This is a genomic window from Actinomycetota bacterium (genome assembly GCA_009923495.1).
Taxonomy (GTDB): Bacteria; Actinomycetota; Actinomycetes; order S36-B12; family UBA5976; genus UBA5976.
Genome location: RFTJ01000002.1, coordinates 1 through 16,062, shown reverse-complemented (window position 1 = coordinate 16,062; position 16,062 = coordinate 1). Strand labels below are relative to the sequence as shown.

At 49.8% G+C, this 16,062-nt stretch carries 12 protein-coding genes; all 12 read right to left on the bottom strand.

Annotated features, from left to right (window positions below; genetic code table 11):
• Positions 1–55: 55 nt before the first annotated feature.
• Positions 56–1,036 carry a DNA-binding protein WhiA gene (gene whiA, locus EBS36_01195; protein ID NBU31775.1) on the bottom strand — a complete coding sequence of 327 codons (981 nt, stop codon included), beginning with the start codon at positions 1,034–1,036 and terminating at the stop codon, positions 56–58.
• Positions 1,027–1,992, bottom strand: coding sequence for a uridine diphosphate-N-acetylglucosamine-binding protein YvcK (gene yvcK, locus EBS36_01190; protein NBU31774.1), 966 nt, complete (start codon positions 1,990–1,992; stop codon positions 1,027–1,029). Before yvcK ends, whiA begins: the two co-directional genes overlap by 10 nt.
• On the bottom strand, positions 1,993–2,859 hold the full coding sequence (rapZ, locus tag EBS36_01185) for an RNase adapter RapZ (GenBank protein ID NBU31773.1): 867 nt from the start codon (positions 2,857–2,859) through the stop codon (positions 1,993–1,995).
• The gene (gene uvrC / locus EBS36_01180) at positions 2,856–4,727 is read right to left on the bottom strand and encodes an excinuclease ABC subunit UvrC (GenBank protein NBU31772.1); all 1,872 of its coding nucleotides are present in this window, start codon (positions 4,725–4,727) and stop codon (positions 2,856–2,858) included. Before uvrC ends, rapZ begins: the two co-directional genes overlap by 4 nt.
• A 2-nt stretch (positions 4,728–4,729) precedes the next feature.
• On the bottom strand, positions 4,730–7,705 hold the full coding sequence (uvrA, locus tag EBS36_01175; protein NBU31771.1) for an excinuclease ABC subunit UvrA: 2,976 nt from the start codon (positions 7,703–7,705) through the stop codon (positions 4,730–4,732).
• Between the two features lie 53 nt (positions 7,706–7,758).
• On the bottom strand, positions 7,759–8,760 hold the full coding sequence (locus tag EBS36_01170; protein ID NBU31770.1) for a TerC/Alx family metal homeostasis membrane protein: 1,002 nt from the start codon (positions 8,758–8,760) through the stop codon (positions 7,759–7,761).
• Positions 8,761–8,882: 122 nt separating this feature from the next.
• Positions 8,883–10,946 carry an excinuclease ABC subunit UvrB gene (gene uvrB, locus EBS36_01165; GenBank protein ID NBU31769.1) on the bottom strand — a complete coding sequence of 688 codons (2,064 nt, stop codon included), beginning with the start codon at positions 10,944–10,946 and terminating at the stop codon, positions 8,883–8,885.
• A gap of 3 nt (positions 10,947–10,949) precedes the next feature.
• Positions 10,950–11,534 (bottom strand): dephospho-CoA kinase, encoded by a 585-nt coding sequence (locus EBS36_01160; GenBank protein ID NBU31768.1) that lies wholly within the window; start codon positions 11,532–11,534, stop codon positions 10,950–10,952.
• Positions 11,535–11,624: 90 nt separating this feature from the next.
• Positions 11,625–12,944, bottom strand: coding sequence for a S1 RNA-binding domain-containing protein (locus EBS36_01155; GenBank protein NBU31767.1), 1,320 nt, complete (start codon positions 12,942–12,944; stop codon positions 11,625–11,627).
• A 273-nt stretch (positions 12,945–13,217) separates the two neighbouring features.
• Positions 13,218–13,814, bottom strand: coding sequence for a hypothetical protein (locus EBS36_01150; GenBank protein ID NBU31766.1), 597 nt, complete (start codon positions 13,812–13,814; stop codon positions 13,218–13,220).
• A gap of 291 nt (positions 13,815–14,105) precedes the next feature.
• Complete coding sequence (locus EBS36_01145) at positions 14,106–15,269, bottom strand: SPFH domain-containing protein (GenBank protein ID NBU31765.1); 1,164 nt, start codon at positions 15,267–15,269, stop codon at positions 14,106–14,108.
• Positions 15,270–15,415: 146 nt separating this feature from the next.
• Positions 15,416–15,640, bottom strand: coding sequence for a hypothetical protein (locus EBS36_01140; protein ID NBU31764.1), 225 nt, complete (start codon positions 15,638–15,640; stop codon positions 15,416–15,418).
• Between the last annotated feature and the right edge of the window lie 422 nt (positions 15,641–16,062).

The following is a 16,062-nucleotide window of genomic DNA, read 5'->3' as shown; positions in this document are numbered from 1 at the left end:
CGAGTCGACGACTTGGGCGCTGCGCCGGTGCAGCATTACCTAATCCTAGTAGATATTAGGCATCAAGCATGTCAGGGGTCAGACCCGCCTCGGTATTGGGAATACCCAATTCTGTGGCTCGTTTGTCTGCCATTGCCAACAAACGGCGAATCCGGCCAGCAATCGCGTCCTTGGTCATCGGTGGGTTGGCTAGTGCGCCTAATTCCTCAAGGCTGGCCTGCTGGTGGGTAACGCGTAAATTGCCGGCTTCAAGCAGGTGTTGAGGGATTTCCTCGCCCAAAATCTCAATGGCCCGTTGGGCTCTGGCGCCGGCTGCAACGGCAGCCCGGGCCGACCTGCGCAAGTTGGCATCATCAAAGTTTGCCAAGCGATTGGCCGTTGCCCGCACCTCTCTGCGAATTCGGCGTTCTTCCCAGTCCAAAACCGACTGATGCGCACCTAAGCGCGTCAGCAAAGCGCTGATGGCATCACCATCGCGAATAACTACTCGATCTACCCCACGCACCTCGCGCGCCTTGGCAGCTATCTGCAACCTACGGGCACTACCAACTAGAGCAAGTGCAGCCTCTGGGCCTGGGCAGGAAATTTCAAGTGAAGAGGATCGACCGGGCTCAGTTAGTGAGCCATGAGCCAAGAATGCGCCACGCCAAGCGGCTTCAGCGTCACATAAAGGTCCATTAACAACAGCATTGGGTAGACCTCGAATAAGTCGTCCAGCCCCATCAACCAGACCAACCTGCTTGGCTAAGTTCGCTGCTTCCTCTGAAACCGCCACAACATGCCGACTACCCTTGCGTAACCCAGAGCCTTCAACGCGATTGATGTGTGACTTATGCCCATAGATTTCTTCTAAATCTTTAGCCAAGCGTCGGGCTGCCTGCAGGGTATCTAGCTCGAATTCAATTCGGATTTGGCCGTCCTCGGAAAGAATCCGACCGCAGAACCGGGCAATAGCTGAAACTTCGGCTTTTCGACAACAGATCTTTTTTACGGGCAGGCGACCAAGTTCGTCTTTAACTGCATCCGTCATTGCCATGAGCCAATTTTGCCATGTTTTAGGGCCGAACGGAACAAACTAGCCAATTTTTTTCCGTCGTGACGATCAAACGGAGGTTCATCATTGGCCACTTCGCCAAATAGCACCTCTGCGCCAATCACCGCAGCTGCCTCGGTCAGGATGTGCTTATTGGGGGCCTGCTGGGCATCAGCAAGGACCAAATCAACTCTGAATTCAGGTTGAGCCGTTGCTAGGTCGCGCAAATAGTGAGCCGCTTGATAGTCATGGGTTTCACCAACTTGTGGTTGCAAATTCAGCACCAGAATCCGCTTAGCCCGAGTAGCATGCAAAGCATCACGCATCTGAGGCAAGTAAAAGTGTGGCAGCACACTAGTGAACCATGAGCCTGGCCCCAGTACGACAACGTCGGCTTGGATAACGGCATCTATCGCCTGCTGACAGGCACTGGGCGCTTCGGGGATGAGGCGAATCGACTCGATGTCATCGGTAACTACGGCTACCTTTGATTGTCCTTGAACCTGGCGAGTAGCACCTTGAGCGTTAACGACCGTTGCCACAATGTCCAACGGTTCAGTGCTTAGTGGCAGTACCCGACCTTGCGCGTCCAATAACTTGGCTACCCAATCAAGTCCAGCAACTACGTCACCTGTCTCTTGCCAGAGCGCCGCTATTAATAGGTTGCCTAAGGCATGTCCATCAAGATCGCCATTGCTTTGGAAACGATGTTGCAACACACGAGCCCAGGTTGAACCCCAGGTATCGTCGCCACACAGTGCGGCTAATGCCATACGCAGATCACCTGGCGGAACAACATCAAATTGTTTACGCAATCTTCCGCTGCTGCCACCATCATCACTAACGCCAACAACCGCTGTCAGATGAGGTGTTACTTGGCGCAGTGCACTGAGCGAAGCTGCTAAGCCATGTCCACCGCCTAGTGCAACTACATCAGGTGGTCGAATTGGCGAATTCATTTACTCGCGTCCCAAATCGCGATGAACTACTCGAGTTTCGATGTTGCTCTCGACTAAGCGCTTAACTAGTTCTTCGGCTATTGCCACACTGCGATGCTTACCACCGGTGCAACCAATTGCTATAGTGACAAAACGCTTACCCTCTCGTAGGTAGCCTTCGCGCACCAACTCGATTAGGCCAAGATAGTTGTTCAAAAACTTCTCAGTTTCTGGCTGGCCCATCACATAATCACTCACAGCGACATCCAGACCGCTCTGCTCTCTGAGTGACTCTTCCCAGAATGGATTTGGCAGGAACCGCATATCCGCTACTAGGTCGGCATCCACTGGTATTCCGTATTTGAAGCCAAAACTAAGAACCGATATTCGAAGGGCAAGTGAAGATTCGTCGCCGAATGCATTTTCAATGGCTCGCCGTAATTCATGCACATTCAGGTTGCTGGTGTCGATGATCAGATCAGCTTGGCCGCGCAGGGGTGCGAGTAGTTCGCGCTGAGCAGACACCGCATCCAAAAGGTTCTGTTCGCGTTGCATTGGGTGTGGGCGTCGCGAAGACTCGTATCGACGAACCACAATCTCGTCACTTGCCTTCAGGAACAAAATTCGCAGAGTAACGCCACTATCGGCCAACTCAGCTAGGGCTGCATTTAGTTCGTCCAATTGACGGGCACTTCGCACATCAACCGAAATCGCAATCTTTGAAACTTGGTCGAGCTCAGCGATTGCTTGGCTTACCTGCACAAGCAGCGGCGCTGGAATGTTGTCCACGGTGTACCAACCGAGATCTTGCAAAGCTTTAGTAGCGGTAGAGCGGCCGGCGCCAGACATGCCAGTTACCAGCAGTACTTCGAGTTCGCTACTTGTCATAAATCAATTATCTCGCCTGTTGTGGTGTTGACCATCATCTCATGGCCAGTATTGGCAAGTTGCTCCACGATGTGCTGTGCCAATGCGGGGTTGATTCCGGCAACAGCACATAATTGCTCTGCAGAAGCCAACTTAATTTGCTTAACTGAGCCAAATTTTTTCAGCAGCGCTTTCTTTCTCACTGGGCCCAAGCCCGCAATGTCATCTAGCACACTGTCGGTCATAGCTTTTGACCGCTTTTCTCGGTGGAAGTTGATGGCAAAACGGTGCGCTTCATCCCGTAAGCGCTGCATCATAAAAAGTCCTTCACTAGTTCGTGGCAGGACTACAGGATATTTGGCCCCTGGCAACCAAATTTCTTCCATCCGTTTAGCCAAGCCAATCACTGGCAGGTCGGTAACGCCGATTTCAGCTAACGCCCGAGCCGCGGCGTTGACCTGCGGCTGTCCCCCGTCAATCACCAGTAACGATGACTTGTAGCGACGAACGGGAACTTCCTCGCCGATAGTTTTGCCAAACCTGCGGGTAACTACCTGGTGAATGGAGGCAGTGTCGTCACGCGGATTATCAATAATGAAATGTCGATACTCTTTTTTATTCGGTAAGCCATCTTCAAACACCACAAGTGAAGCAACTACTTGTGAGCCCGCAATGTGTGAAACATCGATACATTCGATTCGAAGTAATGCATCTGGCAAGTCCAGAGCCTGTTGGATTTCAGATAGTGCCTGTGAACGAGCAACCAAATCTGTTGATCGCTTACTCTTATGTGAAACCAATGCTTGTCGAGCGTTTTCATACACCGTTTCCAAAAGTGTCTTCTTGTCACCGCGCTCTGGCACTCGAATTCGCACTCTTGCTTCACGAGCGGCGCTTAAAACTGCCTCAACGCTGGCCACTTCATCAGGTTCAAAATTGACCATGACTTCAGATGGTATGTCACCAGGAGGCAAATCTTCGTAGATGTGCATCAAGGCATCCACAACTAAAGAGCTCGGTGATGATTCAACGGGATTTTCCATTATGAATCCAAACTGACCAACTATGCGACCTGCGCGGACTCTGAATATCTGCACTGCGGATTGCAATTCATCATTTGCTACAGCAACCAAATCAGCATTTGTCTCAACGGCGAATACCACCGCACTCTTTTGAATCACTGCCTCGAGTGCCGCCAAATCGTCGCGCAGTACTGAAGCGCGTTCGTAGTCTTGAATGTCAGATGCTTGTTTCATTCGTTCGGCTAGCTCGCGCATAATCTTCTTGGTATCGCCGGCCATGAAGTCGGTTAATTGTCGGACGATTTGACGATGGTCATCCGCAGAAATTCGCCCAACGCATGGTGCACTGCAGCGATTTATGTCGGCTAACAAACATGGCCGACCTGCTGACTTTGCATTCTTGAATACACCAGCGGTGCAGCTACGCATTGGAAACACGCGCAGCAGATGATCTAGCGAATTCTGGATAGACCAAGTTTTAACGAATGGGCCAAAATACTTTATCCCTTTGCGGCGCACTCCTCGATAAACAAAAACCCGAGGAAACTCATCTTTAACGGAGACGGCCAAGTACGGATAAGACTTATCGTCTCTAAACCGGACATTGAAGATAGGATCAAATTCTTTAATCCACTCGTATTCAAGTTGCAGTGCCTCGACTTCATTGCGCACGATCACCCAGTCCAGGCTTTGTGCGGTTGAGACCATCGCCTTGGTCCTCGGTTGTAGCCCGGTGCCAAAGTAACTTGAGATACGGTTCTTTAAGTTTTTTGCCTTACCAACATAAATAACTTTGCCAGTGGCATCCCGCCACCGATAGACACCAGGTGAAATTGGGATGTCGTTGGGCTTGTCGGCTGATTTCATGTTTAAGCCTTCGTGGACTTAACCGACTTCGGTTTGTTAGCCACTTTCTTCACGGGCTGGGTCACTGACGACTTGCTGACTGGCGTAGCGCCAGAGCTTTTTGCGGCACCAGAAGCTTTAGCCGTTGACTTTGTTTTTGCGCCGGCCAGTAAGGGCTGCAGGAATCTGCCAGTGTGACTTACCTTTGTGGCAGCTACTTGTTCTGGTGTGCCCTCTGCAATTACTCGGCCTCCACCAGAGCCACCCTCAGGACCCATGTCGATAATCCAATCCGCGGTCTTGATTACATCCAAGTTATGTTCGATGACTAACACTGAATTGCCTTTATCTACTAACGAATGCAGAACTGCCAATAGTTTGCGCACATCCTCAAAATGCAATCCAGTAGTCGGCTCATCTAGCACATAGACCGTGCGACCAGTTGATCGTTTCTGCAGTTCGCTCGCGAGTTTCACGCGCTGAGCCTCACCGCCAGAGAGAGTTGTAGCGGGCTGACCAAGGCGAACATATCCCAGGCCAACATCAACTAGCGTCTGCAAGTGCCGCGCAATCGGTGGGATTGCGGCAAAGAATTCCAAACCTTCTTCGATTGGCATGTTCAGCACGTCACTTATGGTCTTACCTTTGTAATGCACTTCAAGAGTTTCACGGTTGTAACGAGCACCGTGACACACTTCGCATGGCACATAAACATCAGGCAAGAAGTTCATTTCAATCTTCAGCGTGCCATCGCCCGAACAAGATTCGCAGCGGCCGCCTTTCACATTGAACGAGAATCGTCCTTGCTGATAGCCACGCATTTTGGCTTCCGGAGTTTCGGCAAACAGTTTGCGCACATGGTCAAAAACTCCAGTGTAGGTAGCTGGATTTGACCGCGGCGTGCGACCTATTGGACTTTGGTCAACGTGAACCACTTTGTCTAGGTGTTCAATGCCATCTACTCGAGTGTGTCGTCCGGGTACCGTACGCGAACGATTTAAATCTCGAGCCAGCACGTTGTACAAAATGTCGTTAATCAATGTGGACTTGCCGGAACCAGAAACTCCCGTGACCGCGACAAAACAACCTAGTGGCAAAGATACTGTGACATTATCTAGATTGTGCTCTCGTGCACCCTTAATAGTTAACTGGCGCTTGCCATCAGGTTTACGGCGGCTACTTGGTACTTCAATCGATCGCTTACCTGAAAGGTATTGCCCGGTAATTGAATCTTCGCTGGCCATCAGTTCGCTTACCGAGCCACTAACTACAACTTGACCACCGTGTTCACCGGCACCCGGCCCAATGTCAACAACCCAGTCGGCCATCGCGATGGTATCTTCATCATGCTCGACCACAATTAGGGTGTTACCCAGATTGCGCAGGCGAACCAGAGTTTCAATCAAGCGGTGATTGTCGCGCTGATGCAAACCGATACTTGGTTCGTCCAACACATACAGCACACCAACGAGTCCTGAGCCAATCTGCGTGGCTAGGCGGATACGCTGCGCTTCGCCACCGGCTAGCGAGCCTGCTGGTCGTTCTAATGAAAGATAGGACAAGCCGACATCAACCAGGAAAGCTAGGCGTTCATTTACTTCTTTGAGTACGCGATCGGCAATTGCCCGCTGACGGTCACTAAGTTTTAGTTCCTTGAGAAATTGTGCGCATTCGCCAATTGGCAATTGTGCTATCTCGGCGATGTTTTTGCCGCTTAGCGTTACCGCCAGAGAAAGTGGTTTCAAGCGCCTGCCATCACATTCAGGACACGGCACCTCGCGCATAAATCCTTCAAACTTCTCGCGACTGGCATCGCTCTCAGTCTCTTGATATTTGCGACTGACGTAATCAACCACACCTTCAAACCCGGTTGAATAGTTTCGGGCGCGTCCGTAACGATTGCGATAACGAACATGCACTTCATGATCGTGGCCGTGCAGCAGCGCGTCTTTGGCGCGCTTTGGCAGTTTGTTCCATGGCACATCTAATGAGAAATCAATCTCATTAGCCAGAGCTTTTATCAAACGCAGAAAATAGTCCATGATGTGACCACTGGACCATGGGGCAATAGCGCCTTCGTTAATGGTCAGACTCGGGTCTGGGATTACTAGCTCTTCGTCAACTTCAAGCTGGGTGCCTAGTCCAGTACATTCCGGACACGCACCAAAGGGTGAATTGAATGAAAACGAACGAGGCTCAAGTTCTTCAAACTGATTCCCGTCATACAAACACACCAAATGTTCGCTGAACATGCGTTCGCGCTGCGGATCATCTTCGGGCAAATCAACAAAGTCGAGTGTGACTAGTCCCGAGGAAAGGCGCAGTGCGGTCTCAATGCTGTCAGTTAGTCTGCGGGCGGCATCAGGCTTGACGGCCAATCGATCAACTACAACTTCAATTGTGTGCTTTTCTTGTTTCTTTAACTTTGGCGCTTCTTCGAGGTTGTAGACCACGCCATCTATGCGGGCGCGCGAGAATCCTTGGCTTTGCAAATTACGAAAAAGTTCGGCGTACTCCCCTTTGCGCTCGCGAATAATTGGCGCGAGCACCTGAAACCGCGAACCTTCGTCAATTTCCAAAACGCGGTCCACAATTTGCTGCGGTGACTGTCTAGCAATTGGTCTACCGCAGTCGGGGCAGTGTGGATCGCCAGCGCGAGCAAACAGCAAGCGCAGGTAGTCGTAGACCTCGGTGATTGTACCCACGGTTGAGCGTGGATTTCGATTGGTTGACTTCTGGTCAATGGAAACTGCCGGCGATAACCCCTCAATGAAATCGACATCAGGTTTATCCATTTGGCCAAGGAATTGCCGAGCATACGCAGACAGTGACTCAACATAGCGACGCTGCCCTTCGGCAAAGATGGTGTCGAATGCTAGCGAAGATTTACCAGAGCCAGAGAGTCCAGTGAAAACGATGATGGCATCGCGCGGCAGGTCAACATTGATGTTCTTCAGATTATGTTCACGAGCACCGCGAACAATCAGCCGATCCCTCACTTGTTATCAACGCCTCATCAATGCGATCTAGCTACTCAGCGGAAAGTCGAGTTTTAGCTGTTTTGGTCTGTGTCCTGAACACTATCGTCGTCGGAAAGTTCTTCCAGCGCCACTCCAGCATCGGCCTCAATAATGGCCTGAGTCGCCCGCTCGGCAGTAATCGCAAGTGGATCGCGCTTTTCCCGATAGAGGCTTAGACCAACGGTGGCTAGGAAAATAGTCACAATCGCTGCTAGAGAGGCCTCGCTGGTAATTTGTGGCACATTTAAGTGTGTAGTGGCATGAACCGCCTCCAAAATCAGTTTTACGCCAATCAGGGCAAGGATGATTGCTAACCCATGGGTTAAGTAGCGAACCTTACCCAGTAAGCCATCCAAGATGAAGAACAATTGGCGTAAACCAAAAAGGGCGAAAACGTTAACCGCTACTACTAAGTAGTATTCGCGCGTAAGTCCCAGAACGGCCGGAATCGAATCGATTGCGAAAATCAAGTCAGTTGTTCCAATGGCGAGAATTACCAACAACATCGGAGTGATCACTCGGCGCCCGTCGAGTTTTGTCAACCATTTGTGGCCGTCGTAATGACGCGTTGTCCGAAAATGACGCTCAACCCAGCGAATGAACGCATTGCCATCTGGATCGGGTTCCTCATCTGATGAGCGCCAAACATGCCAGCCCAGATACAGCAGAAATACGCCAAACAGGTAAAACGACGATTCAAACTGCTGAATCGCCTTGACGCCAACCAAAATTAGTATCGCCCTTAATCCAATGGCAATGAGAATGCCGATTGAGAGAACACGATGTTTCAGTTCAGCGGGGACAGCGAACGACGACAAAATTACGGCAAAGACGAATAGGTTGTCGACCGACAGGCTGTATTCAGTTAGCCAACCGGCAAAAAACTGCTGACCATAAGTGTGGCCAAAATGCCACCAGATGTAAGAACCAAAACCAACAGCTGCATACACATAAAAAATCACCCACGAAATTGCTTCTTTAAAAGTGAAGGCATGGGCTCGTCGTTCGATGATAATGAATTCGAGAACAAACATTGATATGAATGTGGCAAGTGACACTGTCCATAAAGTTGAGGAGACGGTCACATGTCTAGCGTACCTGTCGCACTGACAGTCCGCCCGAGATTAGCAGGGTATTGGATAACTCTGCCTGTGGATTATGAGTGACCAGCCTCAGTCATGTTGCGCAGTTCTTTTTTGAGGTCGGAAACCTCATCGCGCAGGCGAGCTGCTAACTCAAATTGCAATTCGGCCGCCGCATTGTGCATTTGCTCAGTCAGTTGGGAAATTAAGTCTGCCAAATCCCGAGCCGGCAGTGATTGGTACTGGGTCGCTACTGCCTTTGCCTGGTTCATACTGGCAAGGAATACCTCGGTGTCGTCATCCTCTCGAGCAATCAAATCAGTGATGTCGGCAATCTTTTTGCGAAGTGGCTGTGGGTCAATTCCCCGTTCACTGTTGTAGGCAATTTGCTTCTCGCGGCGACGATTGGTTTCATCAATAGCCACGCGCATTGAGTCGGTAATTTTGTCGGCATACATGTGCACCTGACCAGAGACATTTCGAGCTGCCCGGCCTATAGTCTGAATCAGGCTGCGCTCACTACGCAGGAATCCTTCTTTGTCAGCATCCAAAATTGCAACTAGTGAAACCTCGGGTAAGTCTAAACCTTCGCGTAACAAGTTAATGCCGACGAGTACGTCGTATTCGCCAAGGCGCAATTCACGGAGCAGTTCAACTCGACGCAAGGTATCAACTTCACTATGCAGATACCGCACCCGAATCCCCTGCTCAAGGAAATAGTCGGTCAAATCTTCGGACATCTTCTTGGTGAGCGTGGTTACAAGCACACGTTCATCCTTGGCCGCCCGAATCTTGATCTCATGCATCAGATCATCTATTTGACCTTTAGTTGGCTTAACTACAATTTCCGGATCAACCAACCCTGTTGGTCGGATCACCTGCTCTACAACATCACCAGAGACCTTAGCGAGTTCATAAGGGCCAGGAGTTGCAGACAGATAAACCGTTTGGCCAATTCGCTCGTTAAATTCATCGAATGTCAGTGGCCGGTTATCCATTGCACTTGGCAGCCGAAAGCCATGCTCCACCAAAGTGCGCTTGCGCGATGCATCGCCCGAATACATCGCTCCAACCTGCGGGACGGTTACGTGACTCTCGTCAATTACTAACAGGAAGTCTTCAGGGAAATAATCCAGCAAACAATTGGGTGCCGATCCCTGTTCTCGCCCGTCAATATGTCGTGAATAGTTCTCAATGCCCGAGCAGAATCCAAGGTTCTGCATCATTTCGATGTCATATTGAGTGCGCATTTGAATCCGCTGTGCCTCCAGCAGTTTGCCCTGACTGTTGAATTCTTGGAGTCGAACTCGAAGTTCATCCTCAATGCTACGAATTGCCTGAGCCATGCGCTCTGGGCCTGCTGTGTAATGTGTGGCCGGAAATACATGCAGCTCTTGGTCGTCGGTCAAAATTTCGCCAGTGACTGGGTGCAGTGACATCAGCCGCTCAATCTCGTCCCCAAACATCTCGACTCGCACTGGATGTTCTTCATACACCGGGAAAATCTCCACGGTGTCACCCCGTACCCGAAAAGTACCGCGAGTAAAGGCGATGTCGTTGCGACTGTACTGAATGTTTACGAGTTTGCGGAGCAAGGTATCGCGATCTACAGATTCGCCGACGCGCAACCTAATCATCTGATCGACATACTCCTGTGGTGTGCCTAACCCATAGATGCAGGAAACGCTGGCCACCACCACCACATCGCGGCGTGTTAACAAACTATTAGTAGCGCTGTGACGCAGGCGCTCAACCTCTTCGTTGATGGACGAATCTTTTTCGATGAAGGTATCGCTTTGTGGAATGTAAGCCTCGGGCTGGTAATAGTCGTAATAGGAAACAAAATACTCAACCGCATTATTTGGAAGCAATTCCCGGAACTCGTTGGCCAGCTGAGCCGCCAAAGTCTTGTTTGGGGCAAGCACCAGCGTTGGGCGCTGTAGGCGCTCTATCAACCAGGCGGTTGTCGCACTTTTACCTGTGCCAGTCGCACCCAGTAGCACCACATCTTTTTCGCCTGCAAGGATTCGTCGTTCAATCTCGGCTATTGCTGTTGGCTGATCCCCGGCGGGCACAAACTCGCTGATGACCTCGAACGGCGCAACAGTGCGCTGTAAGTCAGTTACTGGCCGGGTCATGTCTTAAGCGTACGCGCTGAGACTGTCCCACACATCCGCTACTTGTCGCTCGAGTCCGGCAATATCCCCGGAGTTATCTAAAAGGAAGTCTGCCTGCGCGTTCCGCTGCTCATCTGTAGCCTGCGCAGCAATTCGCGCCTCAATATCTGCAGAATTCATGCCCCTGGCTAACAATCGGTCTTTTCGAATTTGCAAATCGCAAGTAACCACGACTACGGCATCAAAACTTTCCTTCAAGCCAAGTTCGGTCAATAGTGGAATAGCGTAGATCAGAATTTGCTCGCCGTTTAATTGTGTATGAATCGCCTGCAGCCGGCGTGCAACATCGGGATGAATCATGGCTTCAAGGTCACGCAGTGCTTGCTCGTCATTAAACACGATGTTGGCAAGGGCTTGTCGATCAACTTCCCCATCGACAATAACTTCTGCACCAAATCGCTGCGCAACTTCAGGGATTAGTGGACTACCTGGCAGTAATGCCTGCCGAGCTAGATCGTCAGCATCAACCACGAAAGCGCCGAGAGACGCAAACAACTGAGCAACAGTGGTTTTGCCGGCTCCGATGCCGCCAGTGAGCGCAACGATCATGTTCTGAGCCTAATGCTCATCAAGCCACCCAACATAAAAGCGGGGCCACCACAACAAAGGCAGTGACCCCGCTCATAGGCCTAACTAAATTTATGCTTCGTCAGCAGACAGCTGATCCTTGAGAGCCTGCAAAGTTTCGTCGGCAGCCAGTCCGGTTTCGACTGGTGTGTCCGAGCTAAATGAAGTTGGGTTTTCAGCCTGAGCAGCTGCATCAGCTTCGGCATCGGCCTTCTTGGTTTCGGAAACCGCAGCCTTGTGAGCTTCCCACTTAGCGTGAGCTTCAGCGTACTGACGCTCCCATTCAGCCTTCTGCTCTTCATGACCCGGCAACCATTCGTTGGTTTCTGGATCGAAGCCTTCTGGGTAGATGTAGTTACCGTTTTCGTCATAGATACTCATGCCGTAAAGCGATGCATCGAATGAGTCGACTGCTTCGGTATCAACATCGTCATTTGCCTGACGGATTGATAGTACGCGGATGAAGGCACCGAATGGAACCAGCTTGGTAACTTCACCTGGCACAACCTGACCCAACTGGTGGGTACGAGCAAAGTGCTGCCATGGATCTTCCTGAGTTGACTTAAGCGATAGCGATACGCGCTCGCGCTCGAAATCAACTTCGAGAACCTCAACAGTTACTTCTTGGCCAACTTCAACAACCTTGGCTGGGTGATCGACGTGCTCCCATGAAAGTTCGGAAACGTGGACTAGGCCGTCTACGCCACCAAGATCAACAAAGGCACCGAAGTTAACGATGCTCGAGACAACACCCTTGCGGATCTGACCCTTTTCAAGTTGATTAAGGAAGCCGTGACGAACTTCGCTCTGCGATGCTTCAAGGAATGCGCGACGAGACAACACAACATTGTTGCGGTTCTTGTCGAGTTCGATGATTTTGGCTTCAATCTGCTTGCCAAGGTATGGACCTAGGTCGCGAACGCGACGCATTTCAACGAGCGACGCTGGCAAGAAGCCGCGCAGACCGATGTCCATGATTAGGCCGCCCTTGACGACCTCAATGACGGTGCCGAGCACAACGCCATCTTCTTCCTTGACCTTTTCGATGTCGCCCCAAGCGCGTTCGTACTGCGCACGCTTCTTGGAAAGAATAAGGCGTCCTTCTTTATCTTCTTTCTGAAGGACTAAAGCTTCAACGCGATCGCCAACCTTTACGATTTGGTTTGGATCGATATCGTGCTTAATCGATAGTTCGCGTGATGGAATGATGCCTTCGGTCTTGTAACCGATATCTAGTAGGACTTCATCACGATCTACTTTTACGATGATGCCTTCAACGATGTCGCCATCATTGAAAGGCTTGATTGTTGATTCGATTGCAGCCATGAAATCTTCGGCTGATGCGAAATCATTTACAGTGATTGAGTTTGGCTTGTCAGAAATGACAGTCATTAATTAATTGCCTCGAGACGGATACTTGTAGTGCGGATGTTGGGTTTCTTGAATCCGCGACATTGGGACGCGCATCCACCTGAGATCCTCTGTCTGAAAACAGGCAAAACTCAACCTTCTAAGGATAGAGAGGGTGCAGGAGTTGGTCAATATTGGGTGGTTTGCCCAAGACTCATTGCCAAAATTCACGGTTAAATTGCAAAGCTTGTAGCGATAAACCAGCTAAAACCGAGGATCTACTCTCTTGCTTGGTTACTAATACTGAGTGTGGCGTTAATTATTTTTCTCAATAATGACTGCGTTGCCGTTTGCAGTCACACCGAATACATAAGGTAAATATGTAGTGCCACCTTGAGCGTTTGCAGTCTCCGGTTCAAGATTTAAGTAATCAAAATCGACGCCAATCACTGCATTGCACCCGAGCGCATACGCAGCTTCCTTTAACTCCGTTAGGGCATTTCGGCGGATTACCGAGAGTGACTCCATCAGGGTAGCACCGACATTCGTTCCTTTAGAAAACCATCCAACGGTGCCACGGTCAACCTGCACCACATCGTCGCCGGATATGTAGCCAGAGTAGCGAGTAATTGTGTAGCCATCAAAGCTGTAACCTGAAGTAATCAAAATTCCTGCTAGTGCCTGCTGCTTTTCTTTTGCAGCGGCTTCATCCTTTGCTTGCTGAGCGGACAATCTGTTCATTTCCGCTTCGTATTGAGCATTGAAGTCAGCTACAACACTTTCAACGGATTCGTCGGGTACTACGAGTCCACCAAAAGCACCTTGCGTGTAATTGTGGTTAGAACTAGCTAGCCACCGTTCAAATAAGGAACCATCAATTCCATACTGTCTAGCAATATCCCTTGCTTTCATTTCATTACCTTTCTCTTAGAAGTACCGTCGTGCGATTTGGTTAGTCGGATCAATATCAAGAATCAGACTTGCATAACGATGCCTGTTTACTGGATCTTTCTCACACATGTCTAAAAGTCTCTGTACGTCGGCATTGAGTTCAATGTTTGTTTCGATTGGAGGTAAATCGCTGGATTCGGGGACAAATTTAGATCTACAGTAATTGCACACAAGAAAGCCTTCAATTTCTGTCAGCTCGTTACTTCCGCACCGTGCGCAATCAATTGATTTCAATTCAATTCCCTAAAATCACTATGCCAGACCGAGTGCTTTTGCTTTCGCGGCATCGTAGTCTTCCTGTGTAATTAGTCCGGATTCAAGAGCCCGCTTTAGTTTTTCTAAATTCGCGACCAAATCCTGTTCGTTTTGATTTGGCGTAGTTGTCGTTGGTGTTCCAGTCTGCATCAATGCGCCAACTCCGATGGAGCCAGCGGCAAGGCCAATGCCCAGAATTCCGTCGCTGCCCCCCTGCTGTCCTGCTGATTGGATTCCCTCAGCGACAGAGGCCTGCAGATTCGCACTGCCCCTCGATCCTGATAGTGCATCCGCACGCTGGACCGTCTTGAGCAATTCCTTGGTATCACTATCGTATTCAATGCCAACGATTGTTACTTTTGAGATCTCAAGTCCTCGAGTACTTCTCCATGCGTAGGCATCTTCAACCGCCTGCGAAAGTGATTTGGCAAAGCCAATAGAGTCCTGCTGGATCTTTGTGATTCGATTTTCGCGACCGCTGTCGTTTGAATACAGACTAAAAGCGGCGGACAAAGAGCCGACAACCTCAGCGAACAATTGATTTGCTGGAGCGTTCGAAATGTCCGTAAAGTCGAAAACGTCCTGAGCTTGGAGATAGTTCGCAGGAACAAACTGCTTAACGAAAGTAACTGGGTCAACAATTGTCATGCTGTAGGTTCCGTGAGTTAACGCGCCAACTTGAGCATTGAAATATGCGTCATCCCAGTAAATCTCAGATTGTGTGCCGAACTTATTATTTGGCAATTCCTTTAGCGAAACAAAGATCGCCAACTGCTGAGAACCTGGTCGGCCACCAAATTTGAACCTTTCCCAAGACTGCTTTATCAAAGATGAACTGGCGGAATTACCAGCGAAAATTGACTGGGAATTAATGTCTTCAGTGTTCCAGGTGTAGCCTCCCGGCTCAGTCGTTACCGCGGTGAGCTCGCCTTCCTGAAATAACAAGAGGCCATACCCTTCAGGGACAACGATTTGTGACCCATTAGTGATAACGGCCTGAGATGCTTGGGTATTTGACCCTCTACCTGAGTTAGTCCCGCTGCGAACTGCCGGGAACAATGCAGCAGTGGAAGAAATGCCTTGCGGAACCGTCAAAAAATCTTTCCACTGGTCTGAGAGGGTCCCACCTATGGAGCTAACTGTTGATTTGATAAGTCCCATTAAGATTCCTTCTCTGATGAACAGAAATTATTGCTGTTAAGTATTATTCATTAGCAGGCAGACATTTTGCCGATTTCGTTAAAATTCCTCTACCACTTTTGGGTCAAACTCTTTCATAGTCTTACCGAAAGGCCGGCTAGAGCCTGCTACCCGAAGAGAGTAGCTCCTACAATTGCACCGAAGAGCAGACCGACTAAGGTTCCTACAATTGAAACAGTAACGGCAACTCCGGCCCTCTGTTCACCCTTTGATTTGGCAACAAAAGCTAAAACAATGCCGATGCCGCCGAAAAGAATGGGAACAAGAAAAACCGCAACGATACCCAGAACAATTGCCACAGTTGACAAAGTATTACCTGACGCAACTGGCATCTGCCTAGAGGCAGTAATTACGCTTGCTCCGCAATTCGAGCAAGATAGTCCCTGCTGAATGGTAGAACCGCAGTTTTTGCAAATCATTTTTCCTCCGAAATTTTCACTTATCCTGCTAAGTGAGTTGAGCACTGTAATCGGCTATATGCCGCTACCTGCATAAATTTACTCTGGGGGACTCGGGATGTCTAGGATTTCGGCTCAGAATCTTTTAAGACAACGAACCTTGATTACCTGGCATTGATCTAGATATGAAGCAAGAAAATTGGCTCTAAAGCTAGTTTGCGATTAACAACGGCTCTCCCAAGGGGTTGAAGTATCTTATTCTGATAAAGGATCCAAAATCAATGGCCAGCGTCGGACCAACTCCTGCCCACTCCAACTGAGACATCCAATGGCACGGCCAAATCCGCGGCTCCTTG

Excerpts from the sequence above, each read along its gene's own strand:
- EBS36_01160 (NBU31768.1), bottom strand. The coding sequence starts at position 11,534 with ATGATCGTTGCGCTCACTGGCGGCATCGGAGCCGGCAAAACCACTGTT.
- EBS36_01155 (NBU31767.1), bottom strand. The coding sequence starts at position 12,944 with ATGACTGTCATTTCTGACAAGCCAAACTCAATCACTGTAAATGATTTC.
- EBS36_01140 (NBU31764.1), bottom strand. The coding sequence starts at position 15,640 with ATGCCAGTTGCGTCAGGTAATACTTTGTCAACTGTGGCAATTGTTCTG.
- EBS36_01145 (NBU31765.1), bottom strand. The coding sequence starts at position 15,269 with ATGGGACTTATCAAATCAACAGTTAGCTCCATAGGTGGGACCCTCTCA.
- EBS36_01150 (NBU31766.1), bottom strand. The coding sequence starts at position 13,814 with ATGAAAGCAAGGGATATTGCTAGACAGTATGGAATTGATGGTTCCTTA.
- whiA (NBU31775.1), bottom strand. The coding sequence starts at position 1,036 with ATGGCAATGACGGATGCAGTTAAAGACGAACTTGGTCGCCTGCCCGTA.
- yvcK (NBU31774.1), bottom strand. The coding sequence starts at position 1,992 with ATGAATTCGCCAATTCGACCACCTGATGTAGTTGCACTAGGCGGTGGA.
- uvrB (NBU31769.1), bottom strand. The coding sequence starts at position 10,946 with ATGACCCGGCCAGTAACTGACTTACAGCGCACTGTTGCGCCGTTCGAG.
- rapZ (NBU31773.1), bottom strand. The coding sequence starts at position 2,859 with ATGACAAGTAGCGAACTCGAAGTACTGCTGGTAACTGGCATGTCTGGC.
- uvrC (NBU31772.1), bottom strand. The coding sequence starts at position 4,727 with ATGAAATCAGCCGACAAGCCCAACGACATCCCAATTTCACCTGGTGTC.
- EBS36_01170 (NBU31770.1), bottom strand. The coding sequence starts at position 8,760 with ATGTTTGTTCTCGAATTCATTATCATCGAACGACGAGCCCATGCCTTC.